We start from the raw sequence: 3358 nt of genomic DNA, 5'->3' as shown, positions 1-3358 counted from the left end.
GGACTCGAAGCACCTGTTCTCGCTGGAGGACGCACTGTTCCGCACGAACCACGCGCAGAGCGAGTACCCGGCGATCGTGAAGAAGTGGATGGATCAGAACAAGTCCTACGTGGATTCGCTGACCAGCTGACACCCGGACACTCTGCGCGCGGGGTTCCCGGCGGAGCTGCGCCGTCGGCATCTGAGCACCGGCGAGAAGGGGTCAGAAGGTGCGAAGGCCCGCGGATGCCGCGGCATCCGGCGTTCCCGGGTGGTACTCGAGAGCGGTGCCGACGGTGTCGATGCCCACCGTCAGCAGGGTCGCCCACTGCGCGATCCGGGGCAGCGACTCATCGGGGCGCATGCAGATGACGGCATCCGCCCCGTCGCCGCCGCAGGCCCGCCGGGCGCGCTCGACGGGGGAGTGGCCGGCCAGGTCGCCGCGAACCGCCCGCAGGTGCTCGTAGCGCTCGGCGGTGGTGGACGCCGGGTCGATGCAGTCGCCCGCACTGAGCTCCGGGTCGAGGAAGTGGTTCGTGTGCAGCAGCCAGCCGTCGCCGCCGTCGGCGTCGAGACCGGGGCGCAGGATGCCGAGCCCTGCGGGCGACAGCTCGAAGCCGCGGGCGTCGGATCCGGCATCCGTCGTCTGGAACACCGTCAGCACGGTCGACGCCGCGACGTCCGCGCTCGCGGCGATCTGCTCGGCCTCGTCGAGCGAGCGGGCTTCGTCGAGCACGCGGCGGGCGACGGAGTGCACCGGCACCCCGTCGAATCCGCGATCGGAGACGTGACGCAGGATGTTGAAGTGCAGTCCGATGCGGGCGCTGTTCACGCCGAGCTTCGCGGCGGTGCCGAACTCGGTGAACATCTTCACCCGCAGGCCGGCGTCCGAGACGAAGGATGCCAGCAGCCCCTCGGGCACGAGGTGGTCGTGCCAGTCCCACGTCTGCACGGTCTCGGCCGGGATGCCGGCGCCGACGTGCACCGCGGTGGAGCATTCGCCTTCGCCCTGCGCCGGGGCGACCGCGAGCACCTCGGTGCGGGCGACCACTGCGAACAGCCGCTGCGGGTCGACCTGCGCCGCCGCGGCGATCGCGGTGAACTCGGCGACCTGGTTCGGGGCCCAGCCGGCGAGCCGATCGACGCAGCCCGCCGTGACGTCGCGCACCGTCTGCGCGTCGATGCCGAGCTCGGCGAAGTGCTCGTCGTACAGGCGCGCGCTCTCGCGGAACTGGCCGCCGAAACGCGTGCCGAGCAGGCGTCCGCGCTCGGCGGGGGACAGTGCGTCGATGGTGGCCGTCTGCAGCTTCATGACCCGTCTTCCTCGATCGATCAGGGGTGCCCGTCAGACGGTAGACACCTAAAACGTTTTAGGCAAGCATGCGGTGACCCGGTGGCGGCCGCGGTCACCCGGCATACTTGGCCCATGGCCTTGGACGAGATCGACCGTCGGATCGTGGGTGCGCTGCAGGTCGACGGCCGGGCGTCCTGGCGCCGCATCGCCGGAGTCATCGACGTGCCCGTGCGCACGGTCGTGCGACGCGGCAATGCGCTGCTGAGTTCCCGCGCCATCCGCGTCGGTCTGGTGCACTCCACGCGCACCGTGCTGCTGGAGGTGCAGGCCGCCGCCGCGGACGTGGATGCCGTCGCCCGCGCCCTCGCCGCACGCGAGACCAGCATCTTCGTCTACGTGCTCGGCTCGCCGGTGCGCATCCTCGTCGAGGAGCACGAGCCGGCGGAGAACGCCGACCTCATGCTGCACGACATCCCCTCGATCCCGGGCGTGACGGGGGTCGCGCTGATCCCGGTGCTGGAGTACTACCGGACGCTCACGAGCTGGATGCCGGGTCAGCTGACCCCCGAAGAGGCGCAGGCCCTGAACCCCGCGTTCGGCCTGCCGCCCCGGATCGACCAGCCCGTGCCCGAACTGGATGCCGGCGACGAGGCGATCCTCGCCGCGCTCGAAGCCGACGCCCGCGCCGCCGCGATCGACATCGCCGGCAGCGTGGGGCTCAGCGAGTCCGCGGTGCGCCGGCGGCTCGGGGTGCTCCTCGGCGACGTGGTGGAGGTGCGCGCGATCGTGGCTCCGGCGACCGTCGGGCTGCCGATCGCGGCCTTCGTCTGGCTGCGCGTCCGCCCCGGCGCGGTGGCCGCCGTGTCCGCCGGCCTGCAGGCATCCCCGTACGTGCGATATGCGGCGTTCACGCTGTCCGACGAGCAGATCCTCGTCGACGTCGCCGCGCCCACCGTGACGGAGCTGCGCCGCTTCCTCACGGAGAGCCCGTGGTCGGCCGACGTCGACGGGATGCGGGCGGCCTCGGTCGTCGCGGCCTACAAGCGCAGCGGCGTCCGCGTCCAGGAAGCCTGAACCATTCCGCCATGCCGCCCGCGAGGGTGGCTCATTCCGCGCGCGCTCGGCGGTGACTGAGGCACGTTTCGTGCACCATTTCGTCGAGAAGTCTTTACATCCGTCGCCGAGAGCCGGTACCCTGGCTCAAACAGTGCATCGATGCACGCGATGTGGCACACAGCGGTGCGGAATGGAGAAGAAGTGGTCGAGTCCCGCGAGATCATCACGATGAGCGCGAAGGAGCAGGCGCGGCTTGCGCGCGCCGGTGAGCTCACCGCGGTCGAGCTCCTCGACGCACACCTCGCCGAGGTGTCCCGCCGCAACGGCGAGATCAACGCCGTGGTCGGCCTCGACGAGCAGCTCGCGCACGACCACGCGCGCCGCGTCGACGCGACCCCCGCCGAGCAGCGCGGCGTGCTGCACGGCATTCCCACTGCGGTCAAGGACTACGGTCACGTCACCGGCTTCCCGAACACGCTCGGCCACCGGCACTTCGCAGGCTCGATCTCCGACCACGACGACCTGCACATCGGCCGCATGCGCGCCGCGGGCGCCGTCTTCTACGGCAAGACCAACATCCCCGAGCTCGCCGCCGGGTCGCACAGCGTCAACAAGGTCTACGGCGTCACCCGCAACCCGCACGACCCGTCCCGCTCGGCCGGCGGCTCCAGCGGGGGAGCGGCGGCCGCCCTCGCCGCCGACTTCACGGCCATCGCCGACGGCAGCGACATGGGCGGGTCCCTGCGCAATCCGGCCGGCTTCTGCGGCGTCGTGGGCATGCGCCCGACGCCCGGCGTCGTCCCCAACGCCGACAGCCCGAACGTGTTCGACCCGCTCGGCACCGCCGGCCCGATGGGCCGCACCGTCGAGGACGCCGCCCTGCTGCTGTCGGTCATCAACGGCGAGACCCCCGACGTGCCGTGCGCCCCCGAACTGGACCGCGCCGCGCTGCAGAACCTGCGGCGGCGCGACCTCACCGGCGTGCGCATCGCCTACGCCCCCGACCTCGGCGGCCGCGTGGTCGTCGAC

At 71.8% G+C, this 3358-nt stretch carries 3 protein-coding genes; 2 read left to right on the top strand and 1 reads right to left on the bottom strand.

Annotated elements, in window-relative coordinates; genetic code table 11:
• Positions 1-202 precede the first annotated feature (202 nt).
• Positions 203-1291 carry a C45 family peptidase gene (locus VJR25_RS09135; protein ID WP_324114661.1) on the bottom strand — a complete coding sequence of 363 codons (1089 nt, stop codon included), beginning with the start codon at positions 1289-1291 and terminating at the stop codon, positions 203-205.
• A 114-nt stretch (positions 1292-1405) separates the two neighbouring features.
• Here VJR25_RS09135 and VJR25_RS09130 point away from each other — a divergent pair, with 114 nt between their 5' ends.
• Together VJR25_RS09130 and VJR25_RS09125 are read left to right on the top strand one after the other, a co-directional pair.
• Complete coding sequence (locus tag VJR25_RS09130) at positions 1406-2347, top strand: AsnC family transcriptional regulator (protein ID WP_324114660.1); 942 nt, start codon at positions 1406-1408, stop codon at positions 2345-2347.
• Between the two features lie 183 nt (positions 2348-2530).
• The coding region (locus VJR25_RS09125) for an amidase family protein (protein ID WP_324114659.1) at positions 2531-3358 on the top strand (828 nt) is incomplete at its 3' end.

This window comes from Microbacterium sp. (genome assembly GCF_035277845.1).
In the GTDB taxonomy this organism is placed as follows: Bacteria; Actinomycetota; Actinomycetes; order Actinomycetales; family Microbacteriaceae; genus Microbacterium.
This window is presented reverse-complemented; position numbering and strand designations above follow the sequence as displayed.